An 18,380-nucleotide genomic window follows, 5' to 3' on the forward strand; every position below is an offset into this window, starting at 1 on the left:
TATTTCAAATAAGGGATGGCATTTAACTGCCAACCCTTAATGAAATTAAGAATAATTACTTTATTAAAACCATTCTCTTTGTTTGAACAAAATTACCAGATTTTAACCTGTAAAAATAAATCCCAGTTGATAGCTCCGACACATTTAAGGTAATAGAATAGTATCCTGCTTTTCTGATTTCATTTACAAGAGTTCTTATTTCCCTTCCTGTTATGTCGTATATATTTAAAGAAACGAATCCGTCTTTCGGTAATGCATACTTAATAGTTGTAGACGGATTAAACGGATTTGGATAGTTTTGCGATAGCTCATGCTTTGTTGGAATACTGTTGTTTGAACCATACTTATTCTTTGATTTATATTCTTCATTTCTAATTGGAGGAACATCAGGAATATAGTTATTAATCAATATTTCATAAATGATCTTGTCTTTTATTATTTCCCTTAAATGATCGTATGATTTTTTATTCAACTCTTCAAGGTTATTTGGAATTCTTTTTAGCAGATAATCAAACTTTGAATTACTTGATTTAATTTTGATCGTCTCTTGTTTGCTATTCATCATAGATTTATTAGAAATTTTACTTAAGTCCGATTTCAATAAATTGTATAATTCTGGTATCGAAATAATACTATTACTATTATCACCACCTGAAGAACTATCAAGCATACTTAAGATTCGTAATTTATCAAGATTAGCATAAAGTAACTCATAAGAATTTGAAGCATTTGCAATTATAACATCAAGCTCAAAAAGAGCGTTTTGTAACTCCTCGTTTATAACCTGGGATTCAATTTTCAGTCCGTTATAATACTTTTGAAGTAAACTATCATTATTGTTTATATTAATCATATTCTGATAATAAGAAGGTAGTGTTGCAATCCCAGAACCATCTGAATATATGTAACTATAATATAAGCGGGAACCTGTTTTTTGAAAAGCACGATCACTACCAGAAGTTATTAACTGTTCAGCATAGTTAGCAGCAGTAATATAATTTCCAGTCAAACTTGATTTCAAAGCATTACCTAACAATAAAGTTTGTTGCGATTTGGAAGAATTGTCTTCATTTATCGTTGTAATTTGACAATTAGTAGGTGGCGCCGGTATTGATATAAGAAATGGATTATAATAAAAGTAATCTATAGGAAACAATTTATAGCCAGGGTCGCCTATATTACCCCAAAAATTATTTGTACATTTAATTATTTCTGATTCTGAGCTACCTTCATTTTCAATATATATTAAATAATCATTGTTGTCATCATCCTCAATTATATTAATACCATCATCCATTAATAAGTTACTTGTGGCAGTTTCAGTGTTAAGTATATATATTTCCTGTCCCGAATTGCCATAGAAGTGATTGTATCCGGCTAAATTTTCTGTTTGATTACCGGTATATGCAGGGGACATAATAGGATATGTATTGTTAGTAATGTACATGCCTATTCCGTTATTATGAATTATATTTTGGTAAAGAATTGGATTAGAATTTATATACTCTAGTCCATAATAGCAATCAGAAATATTATTGCAATGATACGCTCCTCCTGATAAATAGCTAGCAATACCAACTAAACCTGAACTGGAACTTTCAATTGTATTATTAATAACGTTTGGCATGTTACAGTTAAGTAAAGTAATACCAGCAGTTTTTACGTTCGGGAAACTGTTGTGATCAATTAGTATATATTTAGAATTTGAAACTCCTATGTGCTGTGGAGTATTGTCATTAGTTGGGTTAAAGATATTATTAAAAATAAAACCATTTCCGGGAATTTTATTAAACTTATAATTATCAACAGACAAGTCCAAATATTTATTATCAAAAGTACAGTTTGTAATCTTTAATTCATTCATCAAATTATTAAGTATTAATCCATAGTGGGCATCTTTTATTGTAACTTGGTTAAAATTAATACCACCCCCATATACATTTAATCCCTGCCAGTTACTGTAACTATCATCCTTTAATAATTGAGAATATGACCCGTATAAATCACAATCATAAAATACAAAAATTGTATTACTGGTAAATTTATTAATTCCGAATATACCTGCGTAAGTATTGAAAACATTGATATTACATTCGGGAGTTGTTATAAGTAGTCCTAATTTCAAACTTACACCATTAATGTTAACCTTGTTTATTAATGCGCCGATTAAACTAATATCATAAGAGCTTTGCATTGTGCAAGGATTGTCCCTTATGCATGGATTATCAGTCGTTATATTCTCTATTTCAACAGGATATTTTTCACAATTAACACAGTATTGCATCCCAATTTTAACCTTATTATCGTTGATGTTTGTAAAATGTATATGTTTGAATACTACAGCATCAACTTCATCGAATGTGTTAAAATTACTATTTATACGCATACCATTGAATTTGCAATAAAAGGATTCATATATGTTTTCATAACCGGGACCCGAAAAAATAATTTTATTTAATTCCTCACCAGTTGCCTTTACCCCTTTTGCTGTAAACTCGCTATTTGGTGCAATATCAATTTTAGCACCAGGAAAAAGTCTGAAATAATCATATCTATTTTCTTTATGGAAATAAATTCGTCCTGATGTTGAAACGAGATTGTTTTGCGCTTGTGGCGAAAAGTTTATTACTGTATAATCATAATTTGGTGGTAAAGAAATATTGTAACTTAAATTAAATATAATATTACTGTTTACATTGCTATAATCTGCTTGATGAATATTTTGTATCTGTATCCCGGTTTTTAAGTTTTCCTGAGAGAATGTCCTATTTTGAAGTAAATTGTAGAAACTTGGGTTTTGTAAACTATTTTGATAAGCAAAAAAGTATTCTTGATTACCACTATTTTGGTAAATATCATTAGGGGCTATATCATTAGGCGTTATTAATTTATACGAATGTAATTCTAAATCTAATCCGGGGGGAAAATTGAATTCTCCGTATGGACCGTAATGCCATATTAGCAATCCGCCTTTATATGGACTCGAAATGGGATTATCGGTTAATAGTTTTTTATCAAATCCAAGTCGTTTTCTGTTTTCAACAACATAACATTCACCTGATAAATGATCAGGTGCGGCTGATGGATTACCATAAATTGTGATAATACCTACCTGTTTGCTCGTTTCAATTGGTTGGAGTTCAATACTGTTTAAGTTTGAGCTTAAATGAATAGGAGTAACCCAACCTTCTCTTAATTTTAAAATTGGATTCGGATGTGATGGACAATTAATATCTTTCGTCTGATTCGGATTCATTAAACAATTTCGACCTGCTATAGTGTGCTGCCATCCAAAAGCGCAATGAGCAAATTCATGTGAAATGCAAGTAATGCCGTCAATAACAGCAAATTCAGAACTTATTTGATCAAACATCCCTCTTACAATTGTTTCCGAACCTGTTCCAATACCTTTAAATTTACTATGTGAACCAGCTATCACATATATAACTATTCCATCAAAATTATCAATCTCAAACTCTAAACTGTCATTGTTGTGCATTCTTCGAGCTACCATTTCTGCATCAATTAACATTTGATACATACCTCCTTCATGAAGATTATCAAAATCTGGGAAATAACCTGAATTCAAATTCCGGGCATATTTCATTCTAGGTAACATAATACTTTCTATAACTTTATCACCGTTAGATAATGTTTTGATATTATTTACAATGCCCGTTCTATACATAGTTTCTACTTGATCTGAATGGGTTATAGCAGGTATAACAGTAAATTTTGAATTAGAGATTTCTGTGAAATACTCTTTGAAACTTCCATATGCTTCTTTACTTAACGAAGTATATCCAGTATGTGAAAGATTGTCAGGATGTGCACTACCTTGATAAATGCCAGTAGAAAAAAGCATATTCCATCTGTCTGACCATTTATACTTAAATACATTAGCATATAAGTTTGGATTTGACGATGGAAATGGGCTTTGCGTGCTTGTTAATCCTATTTCCCCAACTGCATCTCGATTTGGGACACTACTTAATTCAATATTATTTTCAGGTATTTTTAGAATTCCTGGTACTCTTCCATCCGGAAAATCTAAATAAACAAATGCGACTTGCTTAGTTCTAAAAATAGGTTGACCGGTATTATCAAAAGCATCGTATTCTTGTCTTTGTATATTATCTTCACTTATTATGTAATCATTATAATAATAGTCCTGCCCTTTTAATAATGATGGTACAAATAATAAACCTAAGAGAAATATAGATATTTTGTTTAAATTATTAAAATTTTTCATATATATAAATTAAAGTTTGAAATATATTTTAATTTGATTTAATATTAATTGCTGGTTTTAATTTAAAATATTGCTTCATTATCCTGTATTGGTTCAGCGGAAATTGGACTTTTAATAAAAGATATTTTGTGATAATTAACTAACATTAGCAGCCTCATATCTTGCCTTTTTTGCTTCTATTAGTTTTGATTCTCTTTCTTTAAGTCTGTCATCTTTTCTTCCTTTAACATAATCTTCCGGTGTTAAATAATTCAATGCACTATGTAATCTTTTTGTGTTATAAAATTCTACATAGTTTGCTATCTGCTTCCTTGCATCATTCAAGTCAATCATTGATTTCTTCCTTATGCATTCTGTGGAAATGGTTCTATGGAATCTTTCTATTTTACCATTGCTTTGCGGATACATTATAGATGTCCTTACGTGTTTTAATCCCAACATCTTTAAATATCCTGCAAAGTCTTTCGATATAAACTGTGAACCGTTATCACTTATTATTCTCGGTTTTGCATTTGAGTACTTATCTATTCCACTTTGAACAACTAATTTCTTTCTCCAGATATATATATCATTTGGATGAATATCGTGCTTTTCAGCAAGCTGGTTTATTGGGACCTTGTTCTCAAGTAGTTCTCTCAATATCAGAACTTTTCCCCTCGATGAAATAACTTTGTACTTTGACATCTTAAATCTCCTTTTCTACAAATTTAATGATTTAATTTGTCCAATTCCATCTGAAGCAGTACAATCCTTATATTAATTTTTATATTTTTGATTAATAATACCAACTTCGATTTATTTAAATTCAATACGGAGGTAAGACATTAGAATATTAAAAAGATGAGGAGAGGAATCAAATAAAATTTTAATTCCCTCAAACTCGTCTTGTAATAGGAAAACCTTTTTCATATAAGATAATATTCTTATTTCAAATAATATAATATAATATTCTAATGCTCAATAATTCAAGGGAATTGTTATTACCGGTGAGTTTCAAATATTTTTATTTTAATTTGCTATTAACGGAATAACATGCTTTCAAATTTTGTTAATAATGACATTTGATTTAAGAAGAAATATATTTTTTATTATACAGGAACTTATGAGGCAAAAAAATCATTTTAGATTATGAAAATTTAAATGTACATACATGAAAAAGTCAATATATATAATAATTTTAATGACCCTGATAACTGTGAATATAAATGCTCAGGAAAAGGGGGGAATTTCAGGGAAGGTAGTTGACAGAATGAATCAACAGCCTGTAATCGGTGCTGTAGTAGAGGCAAAGAATACAGAAACCGCCGAGATAGTAAAAACCGGAACCGATGACAATGGTTTCTTTTATTTTGAAATTGTACCTGCAGGCAGGTACAGCATAAGGTTCAGTTCGATAGGGTATATTACGTTTGTAATAGATAATGTTATTGTCAATTCGGGTGTGATAACTGACAGGGTAGCAGAGCTTGATATAGTAGCGACTGATGAGATAGTTGTTGAAGATGAGAGGTTTACAAAGCCGGGCGATATATCCACCTCATTGAAAAACCTTTCAACTGAAGAAATTCGATTTACGCCGGGAGGATTTGAAGATGTCGGACGAGTAGTGCAGAATTTACCCGGTGTATCTTTTGTAAATGACGGAAGGAACGATTTGATTGTCAGAGGCGGTGCGCCGTCGGAGAACCTATTCGTTGTGGATAATTCATACGTACCGAACATAAATCACTTTGGTTCTCAGGGAGCAACCGGAGGACCGACGAGCATTATAAATCTTGATTTCATACGCGATGTAAATTTTATAACAGGAGGTTTCTCAGCAAAATACGGAGATAAACTATCTTCAGTATTAGAGATAAAACAAAAAGAAGGAAGCAGAATAAAATTCATGACAGATATTAATTTATCTGCTACGGGATTTGGCGCTATCTTAGAAGGACCTATAGGTTCTGAGAAAAAAGGTTCATGGTTAATATCAGCAAGGAGAAGCTATCTTGATTTAATATTCAATGCGGCCGGATTCGGTTTTGTTCCAGAGTACTGGGCGTTTCAAGGAAAGGGAGTTTACGACCTTGATAAGAATAACTTTCTTACACTGAACATTATTAGCAATATAGATAAGGTAAAATTTAATAATGACGATGAAGAAAAGAAGCAGGATAATTCTGTAATTCTTGACAATGATCAATGGGGGTATGTTTTCGGAGCGGAATGGAAGTCGCTGTTATCATCGAAATCATATTCAGTTTTAAATCTAACAAGGACTTTTACGAATTATAATTACAGCGGCAGGGATATTAATCAGGTTGAATACTTTAAGAATGTATCTAAAGAAGGGGAGACGAGCATAAAAGGGGAGTATAATCTTCAGGCAATTAAGACAGGTCAGTTGACGGTTGGGTTTGAGGGTAAGCTGGTGAACTTCAAAAATGAAATCAAGAAAGAACAAGATACACTTTATTACATAAATCCCGCAACGGGAAGCAGGTATATACTTGATGCAGTTAATATTAATGACGACCAGAATACATTTAAGGGAGCTGCTTTTGCACAATGGACACAGTTTTTACTAAACAGGATAAAGCTGAATATAGGACTTAGGTATGATTACTTTGATTACATAGAGAAGAAGAATTATGTATCACCGAGGGCATCGGCACAGATAAGCATTCTGAATAATCTTTTTCTGAACCTAAGTTATGGAATATTTTACCAGTCGCCCTCTTATGTTTGGCTAATAGGCGACCCGATTAATAAAAATCTTGAAGATATGCGTGCAGACCACTACATAGCGGGACTTGAATACATTATAATGCCAGACTTAAAGGCGAGCGTGGAGGTGTATTATAAGAAATATTCAAATTACGCAGTGAGTCTGGAACGTCCATATTTTATACTTTCAAACAACGGCGGAAACTTTGAGAATCAGAATAACTTTGGATTGGAGCCATTAACATCAGCGGGAACGGGATATGCAAACGGGATAGAATTATTTGTACAGAAGGTATTTTCGAAGGACTACTATTTTAACGCGAACCTATCGATATTTCAGGCAAGATACACATCGCTTGACGGTTTCGAAAGGAAAAGTGATTTTGACAATAATATATTATTCACTACATTCGGCGGTTACCAGCTTGGCAAAAACTGGACGATAGGAGGAAAGTTCAGGTATATAGGCGGACGACCATACACTCCGATAAATCCTATTGACGGTACACAACTTGTTTCAGAATATAATACAGCAAGGCTTCCAAATTTTTACTCACTTGACTTAAGACTTGACAAGAAGTGGATATTTTCGAACTGGACGCTGAACACATATATAGACATTCAAAATATAACGGGCAGGAAGAATGTAACAGGATATAAGTGGAATAAATACACTAACAAAATTGAGGCTAACGAAAGCATAGGGGTACTACCTACAATAGGAATAAACGCAATGTTTTAATGAAAATAGACTTTTTATAAAGTCTGAAAATTGGTAACTTGTTAGTTAAATTAATAAGAAAAAATGAAAAAGATATTTCTGGTTTTGATTATCGTTTTGATTTACAGTAACTCTTATTCACAGATATTCAATAAGTTTTCGATTGCAGTCGGACCTGTATTCGGATGGAATATACCAGCAGTATCAGACCTGAACACTGAGATTAAGAAGGCGGGAATTCCGGAGTTCTCGACAAGTGGTGTTTTTGGAACGGGCGGCAGTGTGTTTATAGATGTACCAGTAGTCAAGGGATTAAGAGTTGGATATACCGGATATGGTTTTACTGAAAGCAAGACGGGTACATTTGTGAACAACTCGAAGGTAGCAGAATTATCATATTCCACAAATTCGTTATCAGTTGAATACGTTAAGAAGTTAGGGTCGATTTTTGATTGGAGCATAGGAGGTCAACTGGGAATTGGTTCAACAACATTAAAACTCTCAAATTACTCGAATGCATTTAAGGAATGGAATATAGGAAACTACCTGGGAGACACGAACTCAACCGGACATAACACAATGTCTTTTAAAACAACATCATTTTCTATTATACCACAAACAGGAATCGGATTACAAATGAGCAGATTTTTGTACATTAAGCTGAATGCAGGATATATTTTTACGGTGAACTCAAAATGGAAAGCGGATGATATAATAGAAGTCAACAATTTCCCTACCGGGATTAAAGGAGACGGATTTATGTTCAATCTCGGAGTATATGTTGGATTCTTTATTGATTAAACAGTTTAAAAATTAGAATGAAAACAATATTAATAACCGGCGGAGCCGGTTTTATTGGAAGCAATTATATAAAATACTTACTTAAGCACTATGACTACAATATAGTTAATTTTGACAAATTAACTTATGCAGGAAACCTTGAAAACCTAACCGATATAGAGAATGACACGAGATATAAGTTTGTAAAAGGCGACATTTGCAGTGCTGAAGAAGTTGAGAAGGCATTAACAGAGAACAAAGTTGAAACGATAGTAAATTTTGCTGCTGAGTCACACGTTGACAGGAGTATATTAGGACCGAAAGAGTTTATAGTAACAAATGTAATAGGTACTCAAACACTTCTCGAGGCGGCTAGAAAACATGGAATAGAAAAATACTTACAAGTTTCAACTGATGAGGTTTACGGTTCATTACCTGAAGACAAACCAGAAATTAAGTTTACGGAAAAGACGCCGCTTACTACGAACAGTCCATATTCAGCATCGAAAGCCTCTGCTGATTTGCTTGTAAATGCGTATTATCATACATTCAAGATACCTGTACTTACAACAAGATGTTCGAACAACTACGGACCGTATCAGTTTCCCGAGAAATTAATTCCGTTAATGATAGCAAAAGCAATTGACGGAGAGAAACTTCCCGTTTACGGAGACGGAAAGAATGTCCGTGACTGGTTGTACGTTGAAGACCACTGTTCAGCGATAACGGAAGTACTTCATAAGGGAAAGATTGGGGAGGTTTACAACATAGGCGGTAACAATGAGTGGTACAACATTGATATAGTGAAAATAATACTGAAGATACTCGGAAAAGGTGAAGACCAGATTACCTACGTGAAGGACAGACCCGGGCATGACAGAAGGTACGCGATAGATTCAAGCAGGATTATGAGTGAATTGGGATGGTCACCGAAGTACGAGTTTGACGGGGGAATTGAAGAAACGATAAAATGGTATGTTGAAAATGAAAGCTGGTGGAGGAGAATAATGAAAGGTGAATATTTAAGTTATTTCGAGAAGAACTACGCCAACAAAATGTGATTTAGGATTGAAAAAATTTTATAAATGAATTAAATTTAAGGTTAATAAAAATTCAATATGTCAATTAAAGTAGAAAATTTAAGCAAGTATTACGGTCAACAACAGGCTGTAAAGAATATTTCATTCGAGATTAAGTCAGGCGAGGTTGTAGGATTTCTGGGACCGAACGGTGCAGGAAAGTCGACGACGATGAAAATGATTACAACATACTTAACACCAAATGAAGGTGCTATAAATGTTGACGGTATAGATACTAATGAAGATGCGTTGAGCGTAAGGAAGAAGATAGGTTATCTTCCTGAGCAGAATCCGTTGTACAACGACATGAATGTGATTGATTATCTTAATTATGCGGCTGAGCTGCAGTCGGTACCAAAGGATGAAATGCCTGAGGCAGTAAAAAAGATGGTTAAGGTTTGCGGTCTTGAGGAGGTAAAACACAAGGATATTGGAGAGCTTTCAAAAGGTTACAAACAGAGGGTAGGACTCGCGCAGGCGATGATACACAATCCTGATGTTTTACTTCTTGACGAGCCGACATCAGGACTTGATCCAAACCAGATAATTGAAATAAGAAAACTTATTAAAGATTTAGGAAAGCATAAGACGCTTATGCTTTCAACTCATATACTTCAGGAAGTTCAGGCAACCTGCGACAGGGTTATTATTATTAACAACGGTGAGATAGTTGCAGACGGAACAACCGACTCATTGCAGAGAAGTTTTCAGGGACAGCTTGCAATAAAGCTGTATCTTAAGAAAGATCCGAGATTCGGTAAAGAAAAAGTAGTAGCAGCGCTTGAAGAAATAAAAAATGTAGAGAAAGTAAGAGTGCTTGGAGATACCGATAAAATGTGGATGATTGACCTGACGGCTTCGAAGGGAATTGATGTGAGGGAAGAAATATTCAGAAAGATAGTTTCGATGGACATGGTGCTGCTTGAGCTGCATCAGGAAGAGACATCATTAGAAGACATATTTAGAAAATTAACAACATAAATAATAATGAATAACAGTATAACAATTTTTAAAAAGGAATTAAAATCGTATTTCACATCACCAATAGCATACATTATAATGGTGGTATTCCTTATAATAACAGGATGGTTCTTTACGAGCGGGTTATTCGTGGGCGGAATCGTGACGATGAGAAGTGTGTTTGACATAATACCTTTCATACTGCTTTTTTTCATACCTGCAATATCAATGAGAACATTTTCGGAAGAGAAGAAATCAGGGACGATAGAGTTATTACTGACAAAACCGCTATCGGATTTTGACATAGTACTCGGCAAGTTCCTATCGACTCTGACACTGGCAACGCTGACTCTCTTGCCGACTGTAGTGTACGTAATCAGTTTGAAATTTCTCGGACCGTTAGATATTGGACCGATAATCAGTGCCTACTTAGGATTAATACTTATGTCGGGAATATACATAGGTGTCGGAATATTTGCATCTTCGCTTACCGAGAATCAGGTAGTTGCGTTTATTATTAGCTTTCTGATAATATTTATTTTATTTATGCTTAATAAAATATTAATGTTTCTGCCGTCACCGTTCGTATCGACATTAGAATACATCAGCAGTGATTATCATTTTGGAAGCATATCAAGAGGAGTAATTGATACAAAAGATATCATATATTATTTCAGTGGAATAATAATATTATTGTTACTAACCAAAACGTCATTAGAAAGCCGTAAATGGTAATTAAAATTTTAAATCAGAAATGAACAGAAAAGACTTAAAGAAAGATACATTAATTAAATTAGCGATAATAATAGGGATTATTATTGCGGTTAACATAATTGCAAGCAGAATATTTACACGTGTTGACCTTACAAAGAATAAATCATACACGCTGTCCCAGGTAAGCAAGGAGATAGTAGGAAATCTACAGGACAAGATAGTGATTAAAGCATTTTTCAGTGACAACCTGCCGGCACCATATAATACGCTGAGAAGACAGGTTCAGGATATACTGAATGATTACAAATCATATTCCAACGGAAACCTGAATTTTGAAATATACAATCCAACAGCAGAAGAAGGCGGTGATGAGGGGCAGAAAGAAGCACAAAAATACGGGATTCAGCCAGTTCAGATTCAAGTGATAGACAATGACAAACTTGAAGTTAAGAATACATATCTTGGAATGGCGATACTTTATCAGGGTAAGCAGGAACTACTTCCTGTTATACAAACAACCGCCAATCTTGAATATGACTTAACGAGTACGATAAAGAAATTATCGACGGAAAAGAAAAAGAAGGTGGGATTTTTAGCAGGCAACGGAGAATATGATTACACAAAATTCCCGAATATAAATAATATACTTTCAGCCCAGTATGAGCTTTCAAAGATTGATTTGAACAGCACCCGTAATATTCCTTCGGACCTGACTACATTAGTAGTAATGGGACCTAAGGGAGAAATTCCTGAGTGGCAGAAGTTTTTAATAGACCAGTACATAATGCAAGGTGGTAACGTTGCGTTTTTGCTTAACAAGGTAGTACCAAACTTCCAGCAGCAGATAGTAATCGGGGATTTAGTAAAGACAAATCTTGACGATATGTTATCGAGTTACGGTATTGTATTAAATAATGATTTAGTAAGGGACGCACAATGTTCACAAGTACAAGTTCAGTCGCAGATTGGAATTCCAATATCGATAAACTACCCTTACTTCCCGAATGTATCGAATATTAATCAGGAAATATCAGCATTCAAAAATATAAAATCGGTTATTTTATCTTTTGTCAGTTCATTAGATTTAAATGCAGCAGAAGGAAAAGGATTGAAGGTGACCCCGCTTCTGACTACGTCAGACAAATCTGGTAAGGCAGAAGGATTTTTTATATTAAACGTAGAGCAGTTTCAGAATTTAACAAAGAGTGCATTTGATTCCCTATTTAATTCAAAACCGATGGTTGTATCAGCTGTTTATGAGGGGAACTTCAGCAGTTTCTATAACGGTAAACCTATTCCAAAAGACACAACACAGGGAGTAAAAGAATTTCAGGGAGCACAATTAAGTGCGTCTCAGAAGCCATCAAAGGTATTACTTGTAGGAGATGCAGAATTCGGAAATGAAGAGCAGAGACCGCCAAAAGATAACATAACATTCTTTGTAAACATGATTGATTATCTTTCGGACGATGAAGGATTAACCCAGATACGCAGCAAGGATGCATCAGAAGCACCTATTGAAGAGACTTCTGACTCGACTAAAAAATTCATAAAGTACTTTAATCTAATATTCCCTCCATTGTCAGTATTACTAGTCGGATTTTATGTCTGGAACAGAAAAAAGAACAAAAAGAAATTATTACAATCAAAGTAAACAATTATGAAGAATAAAAACATATATATTTTAGGAGCAGTATTAATAGTACTTGCTTTTGTATCATACCTGGTAATGCGCGATACTTCGGGCGAAAAGAAGACCCAGAAACTATCGGAAAAACTGTTTGCAGCAGATTCACTTTCAATTGACAAATTAGAAATTGAAAAAAATGGTAAGAAAGTGATAATGGAGAAAAAAGCAGGGTTGTGGAATGTAACTTCTCCTGTACTTTATGCTGCTAATCAGCAGTTTGTCGGCAGCGCCTTATCGAGTCTGAAGAACTACAAGCTATCAAGCCTTGTATCTGCAAATCCGGGGAATAAGGACTTTTACGGATTTAACGATACAAATTACACTAAAGTCACCGTTTATCAGGGCGGTTCACTTGCGGGAGTTATTCTTGTAGGGAATGCAGCACCAGGAGCAGCACAGACATACTTAAAAAAACCTGATGGAAACGAAGTATATCTTGCCAATGAATTTCTATTCAATAATTTTGTGAAATTCGATTTTTCAGAATGGAGAGATAAGGCAGTAATATCGATACCAGTTGGTTCGATAAAGTCGATTGATTTTGATGCGGGAACAGAAAAGTATACAGTAACAAAAGACACAACGATGAAATTTTATGTTGGGAACGATACAGTATCTACTGCCGTTTTCGACGGAATAACAGCAATGTTAACGAATTTTACGACACAAAATTTCAAAGATACGACACTTTCTGAGGATGAAAAAGCAAATTTTTCGGCGAGAGTAAACTGGTCGAGGGATACAGAATTTAAGTTTTTCAAGTATGGGGATGAAGAGTCGAAGAAATATTTGATGAGGGTATCTGGTGTTGACCAGGTGTTTGAGGTTGATGAGAATTTTGTAAAGGGCTTTATTAAATCACGTGATGAAGTATTAGGGAAAAAGAAGTAAATAATATAAGATTTTAAGTTGACTTGTATTTTGAGGTTAATTTTTATTATTTATGTGAATAGAAAAGTTTAAATCATGCTATATTTGATACTGTTAATATTGTCGAGTTATCTTGTTGGAGCGATACCATTTGCTTTGATAATAGGCTTAATCTTTAAAGGAAAGGACATACGAAAGTTAGGAAGCGGAAATCTTGGTTCGACTAATGCATTCAGAACACTTGGAATACCTTACGGAATATTAGTTCAAATGCTTGATATCGGTAAGGGTTTGCTTGTTGTAATGGTACTTGCAAACCTTATGTATGATAACTTGCCTTTCAGCAACATAACTCCATTTGATGACCTTACGCTTGTAAAGATTATTGCAGGGGTTTCAGCAGTATTAGGACACACATTTTCAATATTTGCGGGATTTAAGGGAGGTAAAGGAATAAACACAGCTTTAGGAATGCTTATATCTTTATCACCAATTGAAGCCTCAGTAAGCGCAGGCTTTTTCATACTGATACTTTTATCATCAGGATATGTTTCGTTAGGTTCAATAATAGCATCATTTGTTTTTCCGATGACTATGTTTATAAGAGAGAATATATTTAATGTGGAAATTTACGGATACAAAACACTTATATTTTTCAGCATAGCAGTTTCGATTTTCTTAATTTATAATCACAGGGCAAACATTAAAAGGCTTTTGTACGGAAATGAAAGCAGGTTTGATAAACTATGGAAGATAAGGATATTTGATATTAAAGCACCATTAAAAAAGAGATAAGAATTGAAAGCGGCAGTATTAGGCGCCGGCGGGTGGGGAACAACACTCGCCATTTTGTTATCGAAGAATGGCTGCAAGACCACTCTGTGGGAGTATAATAAAGATTATGCTGAAACTCTTGATGAATATAGAGAGAACTTTTATTATCTGCCCAAAGTTAAAATTCCACGCAATATAAAAATCACTTATGAAGCCGAAAAGCCATTTCATGAGAATGAAATACTTCTATTTGCAGTACCAACACAATATATCAGAAACAGTTTTAAAGATTATAAAGGATTTGATTTAAGAGGCAAGACAATCATAAGTGCATCGAAGGGCATAGAGAACGGAACATATTTTCTTGTGTCGGATATCTTATCTGACATATTCAGAGTCAGCAAGAGCAAGCTTTCGTGTCTTTCCGGTCCTTCACATGCTGAAGAGGTATCGAGAAAAATACCAACAACTGTGACATGCGCTGCAAACGACATTAAACTTGCAAAACAAATATCAGAAATTTTTTCGAATGATTATTTCAGAGTATATTCAAATAATGATTTAGTAGGCACAGAGCTTGCTGGAGCATTAAAGAACGTAATTGCAATAGCTGCTGGAATATCAGATGGAGCGGGATTTGGGGACAATACAAAGGCAGCATTAATGACAAGAGGCATGAGGGAGATAATGCGGCTTGGAACTCTTCTGGGTGCAAAGAAGGAAACCTTTTTCGGCCTTTCCGGAATTGGAGATTTGATAGTAACCTGTTCATCGAAACACTCGAGAAACAGGTATGTGGGAGAAAGGATAGGAAAAGGTGAAAAACTAAATTCTATACTGAAAGAAATGAAGATGGTTGCAGAGGGAGTATCAACGACAAAATCAGTTTTTGAACTTTCAAAAAATTTCAAGATAGAACTTCCCATAACACATAAAGTATATGATGTTCTTTTCAATGATGTATCAGCCCACAAAGCAATGCTTGACCTTATGAAAAGAAAGCTAAAGACAGAATCCGAAAACAAGGATTACGGACTCATCTAATAAAAATCACTTATTCATTTCGAGATACATTCCGCTTATGTATGGTATCAGCCAAACGAACCAAACAACGATTGAATATTTGTGAAATTTTAAGCGAGCAATTTCGTTACCCTTAATAACGATGTAAGAAGCCCATATAGCATGGCTTAGCATTAACCAAAGTGCAATCTGTCCGGTGAGAGTATGAGGTTCAGTAATATCGAAAGGATTTGTTGCAAGCAAGTGCATAGCATAAGTCCCGATCAAATCGAATATAAATCCGAGCCAGAAAAATACAACATGCCATTTTTTAAGATATCTGATAACTCTTTCTGCCCATATACCAATTGAATAGAATATGAGAGCAAGAGTTATGAGAACTGCGGACATCAATATTGTGATAGTCATCGTACAAAAATAATCAACGCAACATTAATAAAAAAGATTACTATAACAATTATATTTTCTGTCAAACATCCATGAAGGAAATGAAGAATCTGAACTATGAAATCAGCAAAAGAAACCTGGAACTGTGTCGCTACGTTAATTAAGAAAACAAGCAATTTGAAAAAGGGATTCATTTAGTACACATGTTTAAAAAATCGGAACAGGTGTGCACTTTTTTGGACTGTGGTTGTTAAATTAATAGAGAGGATATTAAAGAAAATAGGTGTAATAATAAATTGACAATTATTTAAAAATTTCCTATTTTTATAGATAAGTCAAATATCTTCAAAGAAATAATTTAACTTAATTAAAAAATCTAAATTAGTATCTTGACTTTTTAATTTAAAGTGTATATCTTTGTGGATACCTAAAAAGTATAACACGTTCTTTAAAATAATCGAGCCCATTAATAACACAAGAGTAAACAAAATGTGCGATTAGGATTAAACAAATAGGAAATCATAAGTTTGATTTACTACGGAGAGTTTGATCCTGGCTCAGGACGAACGCTGGCGGCGTGCTTAATACATGCAAGTCAACGACTTTTAGAGTAGCAATATTTTAAAAGGAGTGGCGCACGGGTGAGTAACACGTAGGTAATCTGCCTTCGGGACTGACATAACTCGTCGAAAGACGGGCTAATATCAGATAATGCAGCGGCTCCGCATGGAGACAGTTGTTAAAGTACAAGCGCCTGAAGATGAACCTGCGGTCCATTAGCTAGTTGGTAGAGTAACAGCCTACCAAGGCAACGATGGATAGCTGGTCTGAGAGGATGATCAGCCACACTGGAACTGAGACACGGTCCAGACTCCTACGGGAGGCAGCAGTAAGGAATATTGCTCAATGGCCGAAAGGCTGAAGCAGCAACGCCGCGTGAAGGATGAATGGCCTTTGGCCTGTAAACTTCTGTAAAAAGGGAAAAACAGTCAGGCATGTCCTGATTTGATTGTACCTTTGAAGTAAGCCCCGGCTAACTACGTGCCAGCAGCCGCGGTAATACGTAGGGGGCAAGCGTTGTCCGGATTTACTGGGTGTAAAGGGTGCTCAGGCTGGTTTGTAAGTCAGTGGTGAAATCCCGGAGCTTAACTCCGGAACTGCCATTGATACTGCAAGTCTAGAGATCGGGAGAGGTTGATGGAATATCTGGTGTAGCAGTGAAATGCGTAGATATCAGATAGAACACCAATGGCGAAGGCAGTCAACTGGCCCGATTCTGACGCTAAAGCACGAAAGTGTGGGTAGCAAACAGGATTAGATACCCTGGTAGTCCACACCCTAAACGATGAGTACTAGACGTTGAGCCTTTTAAGGCCCAGTGTCTGAGCTAACGCATTAAGTACTCCACCTGGGAAGTACGATCGCAAGGTTGAAACTCAAAGGAATTGACGGGGGCCCGCACAAGCAGTGGAGCATGTGGTTTAATTCGATGCAACGCGAAGAACCTTACCTAGGCTTGAAACGCAAGTTAAAACTGATGAAAGTCAGTGTGCCGCAAGGCAAACTTGTACAGGTGCTGCATGGCTGTCGTCAGCTCGTGCCGTGAGGTGTTGGGTTAAGTCCCGCAACGAGCGCAACCCCTTTCCTTAGTTGCCACCAGGTAATGCTGAGCACTCTAAGGAGACTGCCTACGCAAGTAGTGAGGAAGGTGGGGACGACGTCAAGTCCGCATGGCCCTTACGCTTAGGGCAACACACGTGCTACAATGGCCACTACAAAGGGCTGCAATACCGCGAGGTGGAGCTAATCCCTAAAAAGTGGTCTCAGTTCGGATTGGAGTCTGCAACTCGACTCCATGAAGCTGGAATTGCTAGTAATCGCGCATCAGCTCGGCGCGGTGAATACGTTCCCGGGCCTTGTACACACCGCCCGTCAAGCCATGGAAGTTGGGGGTACCCGAAGTCACCTTTAACAAGTGCCTAAGGTAAAACCAATGACTGGGGCTAAGTCGTAACAAGGTAGCCGTACCGGAAGGTGCGGCTGGATTACCTCCTTTCTAGAGAAAACTATTAGTTTACCAATCGCACATTTTATTTGCTTTTGTGTTATTAAAGATTATTCGGGCCTATAGCTCAGTTGGTTAGAGCGCACGCCTGATAAGCGTGAGGTCAGTGGTTCAACTCCACTTAGGCCCACAATTCAGGAGTGTTTATAGTGGTATATAATTTCAAATACTCCTTAATTAATGAATAAAAGGGTATTTGGGGTTATAGCTCAATTGGTAGAGCGCCTGCTTTGCAAGCAGGAGGTTAGCGGTTCGATTCCGCTTAACTCCACAACTAGTTCTTTGACAATATCGTAATAAAGAAAGTTTTTTTCAAAAGTTTCATATGATGCATACTTAGTGCTATCTGAATC

12 protein-coding genes, 2 tRNA genes and 1 rRNA gene are annotated in these 18,380 nt (G+C 35.4%); 12 read left to right on the forward strand and 3 right to left on the reverse strand.

What is annotated here, in order from left to right; genetic code table 11:
• Positions 1-55: 55 nt before the first annotated feature.
• Both WC644_08555 and WC644_08560 read right to left on the reverse strand, forming a co-directional pair.
• Positions 56-4,252: a T9SS type A sorting domain-containing protein gene (locus WC644_08555; protein MFA5011993.1), complete on the reverse strand. Its 4,197-nt coding sequence runs from the start codon at positions 4,250-4,252 to the stop codon at positions 56-58.
• Between the two features lie 135 nt (positions 4,253-4,387).
• Positions 4,388-4,936 (reverse strand): integrase core domain-containing protein, encoded by a 549-nt coding sequence (locus tag WC644_08560; protein MFA5011994.1) that lies wholly within the window; start codon positions 4,934-4,936, stop codon positions 4,388-4,390.
• A gap of 466 nt (positions 4,937-5,402) precedes the next feature.
• Here WC644_08560 and WC644_08565 point away from each other — a divergent pair, with 466 nt between their 5' ends.
• The 9 genes from WC644_08565 to WC644_08605 all read left to right on the forward strand — a co-directional run bounded on the left by WC644_08565 (position 5,403) and on the right by WC644_08605 (position 15,596).
• The gene (locus tag WC644_08565) at positions 5,403-7,706 is read left to right on the forward strand and encodes a TonB-dependent receptor (GenBank protein ID MFA5011995.1); all 2,304 of its coding nucleotides are present in this window, start codon (positions 5,403-5,405) and stop codon (positions 7,704-7,706) included.
• Positions 7,707-7,769: 63 nt separating this feature from the next.
• Entirely contained in the window at positions 7,770-8,486 is a 717-nt protein-coding gene (locus tag WC644_08570; GenBank protein MFA5011996.1) for a hypothetical protein, read from the forward strand.
• Between the two features lie 17 nt (positions 8,487-8,503).
• Positions 8,504-9,526, forward strand: a complete 1,023-nt coding sequence (rfbB, locus tag WC644_08575; protein ID MFA5011997.1) for a dTDP-glucose 4,6-dehydratase — start codon at positions 8,504-8,506, stop codon at positions 9,524-9,526.
• A 57-nt stretch (positions 9,527-9,583) separates the two neighbouring features.
• Complete coding sequence (locus WC644_08580) at positions 9,584-10,525, forward strand: ATP-binding cassette domain-containing protein (protein MFA5011998.1); 942 nt, start codon at positions 9,584-9,586, stop codon at positions 10,523-10,525.
• A gap of 6 nt (positions 10,526-10,531) precedes the next feature.
• Positions 10,532-11,239 (forward strand): ABC transporter permease, encoded by a 708-nt coding sequence (locus WC644_08585; GenBank protein ID MFA5011999.1) that lies wholly within the window; start codon positions 10,532-10,534, stop codon positions 11,237-11,239.
• Positions 11,240-11,258: 19 nt separating this feature from the next.
• Positions 11,259-12,872 (forward strand): GldG family protein, encoded by a 1,614-nt coding sequence (locus tag WC644_08590; GenBank protein MFA5012000.1) that lies wholly within the window; start codon positions 11,259-11,261, stop codon positions 12,870-12,872.
• Between the two features lie 6 nt (positions 12,873-12,878).
• A complete protein-coding gene (locus tag WC644_08595) occupies positions 12,879-13,799 on the forward strand; it encodes a DUF4340 domain-containing protein (GenBank protein MFA5012001.1) in 921 nt (306 codons plus the stop codon).
• Between the two features lie 75 nt (positions 13,800-13,874).
• Positions 13,875-14,573, forward strand: coding sequence for a glycerol-3-phosphate 1-O-acyltransferase PlsY (gene plsY / locus WC644_08600; protein ID MFA5012002.1), 699 nt, complete (start codon positions 13,875-13,877; stop codon positions 14,571-14,573).
• 3 nt (positions 14,574-14,576) lie between these two features.
• Positions 14,577-15,596, forward strand: coding sequence for an NAD(P)H-dependent glycerol-3-phosphate dehydrogenase (locus WC644_08605; protein ID MFA5012003.1), 1,020 nt, complete (start codon positions 14,577-14,579; stop codon positions 15,594-15,596).
• Between the two features lie 6 nt (positions 15,597-15,602).
• Here the strand turns inward: WC644_08605 and WC644_08610 are convergent, their stop codons facing one another.
• Positions 15,603-15,983, reverse strand: a complete 381-nt coding sequence (locus WC644_08610; protein ID MFA5012004.1) for an HsmA family protein — start codon at positions 15,981-15,983, stop codon at positions 15,603-15,605.
• Positions 15,984-16,496: 513 nt separating this feature from the next.
• On the opposite strand from WC644_08610, the gene WC644_08615 reads away from it, so the two are divergent.
• From WC644_08615 to WC644_08625, 3 genes are all read left to right on the forward strand, one after another.
• A 16S ribosomal RNA gene (locus tag WC644_08615) occupies positions 16,497-18,018 on the forward strand.
• A 65-nt stretch (positions 18,019-18,083) separates the two neighbouring features.
• Positions 18,084-18,157, forward strand: a tRNA-Ile gene (locus WC644_08620).
• 68 nt (positions 18,158-18,225) lie between these two features.
• Positions 18,226-18,298, forward strand: a tRNA-Ala gene (locus tag WC644_08625).
• The last annotated feature ends 82 nt before the right edge of the window (positions 18,299-18,380 follow it).

It is taken from the genome of Ignavibacteria bacterium, assembly GCA_041649015.1.
Classification (GTDB): Bacteria; Bacteroidota; Ignavibacteria; order Tepidaquicellales; family Tepidaquicellaceae; genus CAIKZJ01.

Coding starts and splice junctions, on each gene's coding strand:
- WC644_08555 (MFA5011993.1), bottom strand. CDS start 4,252: ATGAAAAATTTTAATAATTTAAACAAAATATCTATATTTCTCTTAGGT.
- WC644_08570 (MFA5011996.1), top strand. CDS start 7,770: ATGAAAAAGATATTTCTGGTTTTGATTATCGTTTTGATTTACAGTAAC.
- rfbB (MFA5011997.1), top strand. CDS start 8,504: ATGAAAACAATATTAATAACCGGCGGAGCCGGTTTTATTGGAAGCAAT.
- WC644_08585 (MFA5011999.1), top strand. CDS start 10,532: ATGAATAACAGTATAACAATTTTTAAAAAGGAATTAAAATCGTATTTC.
- WC644_08565 (MFA5011995.1), top strand. CDS start 5,403: ATGAAAAAGTCAATATATATAATAATTTTAATGACCCTGATAACTGTG.
- WC644_08590 (MFA5012000.1), top strand. CDS start 11,259: ATGAACAGAAAAGACTTAAAGAAAGATACATTAATTAAATTAGCGATA.
- plsY (MFA5012002.1), top strand. CDS start 13,875: ATGCTATATTTGATACTGTTAATATTGTCGAGTTATCTTGTTGGAGCG.
- WC644_08595 (MFA5012001.1), top strand. CDS start 12,879: ATGAAGAATAAAAACATATATATTTTAGGAGCAGTATTAATAGTACTT.
- WC644_08580 (MFA5011998.1), top strand. CDS start 9,584: ATGTCAATTAAAGTAGAAAATTTAAGCAAGTATTACGGTCAACAACAG.
- WC644_08610 (MFA5012004.1), bottom strand. CDS start 15,983: ATGACTATCACAATATTGATGTCCGCAGTTCTCATAACTCTTGCTCTC.
- WC644_08560 (MFA5011994.1), bottom strand. CDS start 4,936: ATGTCAAAGTACAAAGTTATTTCATCGAGGGGAAAAGTTCTGATATTG.